This is a genomic window from Streptomyces adelaidensis (assembly GCF_016598475.1).
GTDB classification, from domain to species: Bacteria; Actinomycetota; Actinomycetes; order Streptomycetales; family Streptomycetaceae; genus Streptomyces; species Streptomyces adelaidensis.
In genome coordinates this window covers 1-2207 of sequence record NZ_JAEMUX010000203.1, presented here as the reverse complement: position 1 = coordinate 2207, position 2207 = coordinate 1, and the positions used below count along the sequence as shown (strand labels likewise).

Sequence of the window (2207 nt, the reverse complement as noted above, 5' to 3'; positions counted from 1 at the left end):
CCACCAAGACATGATCTTGGTGGGGTTAATAGTCAAGGTAAGGGGTGCGGGGAACTGCGCGAGCAACCACGGACCATCCGCACCCGCCGAAGCACCCGCGCCCCCGGTGAAAGTCGGCCCGGGGCGCGGTTCCGGCCTTTCGACCGGCCCGTTTCCCCGGACCGCTTCCCGAACCCGGCGGGCACCTCTCAATGCACCGGGCTCTCCACAAGCCCCGAAATGGACCGCGTGCTGGAAATCCTCATCACGCGATGGGCCAGGGAGCCGGGATAATCGAACCTCGGTAACGGTAGCGAGTCGTGCCTACCTTCTCAGGATCGAACAGCTCCCTGTTCTCGCTGGCGGGCCACCATCCGCCGCCGCAATAGCGGTGGCGGAGTTCCTTCCAGGTGGACCGGCGGTGTTTGCGCCGCATCCATCGCCAAACTGTCTGCCACGTGTAGTGACTCAGATAAGCGAAGGTCACAGAGGACACTCCTGGCCGGAAGTAAGCACACCAGCCCCGCAACGCCATATTCAACCGGCGCAGCAGGTCATCCAACGGCTGGTTCACTTCGACCTCTCGACACAGCGTCTTGACCTTCCGTTTCACGGCCTGGACGGCCTTCTTCGCGGGGTAGGTGTAGACGTAGTGCTGTCTGGTCCCTCTCTTGCGGTGGCGCTGGATGTGCCATCCGAGAAAGTCCAGACCCTCATCGATATGAGTAATCAGGGTCTTCTCCGGTGATAGGCGCAGGCCCATCGTGGACAAGACCTCAGCGATTTCCTCGCGCAGGACCTCGGCATCAGCTTTCGAGCCGAACACCATCAGGCACCAGTCGTCCGCGTACCTAATGAGGCGGTAGTTGGGCAGACCATGGCGGTGCCGTCTGGCGCGGTCCACCTTCCCAGCAGCGGGGCCTCCCGGCGCCTGTGCGATGCACTCGTCCAGGACGGACAGCGCCACGTTGCTGAGCAGGGGCGAGAGAACACCGCCTTGTGGTGCTCCGGAGAGCGTGGCGTTCCATACCCAGTCCTCCAGGTATCCGGCTTGAAGCATGTTGCGCAGCAGCCGCAGAAACCGGCGATCGTGGACTTTCTCCGATAGCGTCGAGAGCATGACCTCGTGGTCAAGCGACCCGAAACAGTCGGAGATATCGCCCTCAATCAGCCAGGTCGTCCCCGTCCAGGTATTAGCCACCTCGCGCAATGCGGTATGGCAGCCCCGACGGGCACGGAACCCGTGGGACCGGTCGGAAAACTGGGGATCATAGTACGCCTCCAATAAGAGACGCATCACTTCACCAACCAGCTTATCCGTCCAGCCAGGCAAGCCGAGGGGTCTGAGTTTCCCGTTTTTCTTCGGGATCATTACCCTCTTGACTGGACTGAATCGATAGCGTTCGTGGCGCATCGCATCGATGATGCGCTCGATCCTGTCCAGGGACATGCCGTCCACAGTGTCTGCCGAGACTCCGGGCGTCATCGCTCCCTTGTTGGAGTAGATACGCCCGTAAGTCATGAGATATAGCTCCGGGTTGAACATTTGTCGGTACAGTTCATTACACGGCAGGCCGTGCCTGCCGCGCTCACGGAGGACACCCAGCACTGTTTCGGCGCTCTGCAATTTCGCATACCTCCCAGGTTTTCGAGTGTCCGATCACCTGACCCCCTTCGCCCTCATTCCGGCTTTCCCGGACTTCGTGGCCGGTCGTTACTCCGGCGACTAATATGGGGTCTCCGTCACCATAGGATTCGCATCCCTTAGGTGATCCCGCGTTCATCTCTGTTGTACGTAATAGCGCAACTTAGGTGCCCCACTCATCTCCTTGAATGCCCTCACTGGGCATCGCTCCACGTTCCGGAGGTTGCATCGGCCGCGAAAGAAATGCCAATGCAGGACGTGGCGCCGGTTCCAGACGTCTTTCCGGCGGATGGATATTTGCATCTCCTGGAGATTGGGATTCAGGCAGTTTAGCTTTCACCGTATTGCGCGAATCGCTCGACGCACTGTTCCTTACGTCTGGACACAGTCGCCGATTTCCTGGCATGCTCTTGTCCCTCTCACCCTTTCAGGCTGAGGTAAGCCATTCGATTCAAGAACGTTCCTCCGAGTTCTTCCCGACTGCGTCGGGAATACAACAGAGCGCCTCGCGGCGCAATTTCACCGTATCGCGCAGGTCCCTCAACGCGCCGCTCCATACGCCTGGACGCGACCGTTGATTTTC

At 60.0% G+C, this 2207-nt stretch carries 1 protein-coding gene; it reads right to left on the bottom strand.

All coding sequences use genetic code 11. From position 1 onward, the window contains the following. Positions 1–244: 244 nt before the first annotated feature. Positions 245–1606, bottom strand: coding sequence for a group II intron reverse transcriptase/maturase (gene ltrA / locus I8N67_RS41245; RefSeq protein ID WP_200309442.1), 1362 nt, complete (start codon positions 1604–1606; stop codon positions 245–247). Positions 1607–2207: the final 601 nt, after the last annotated feature.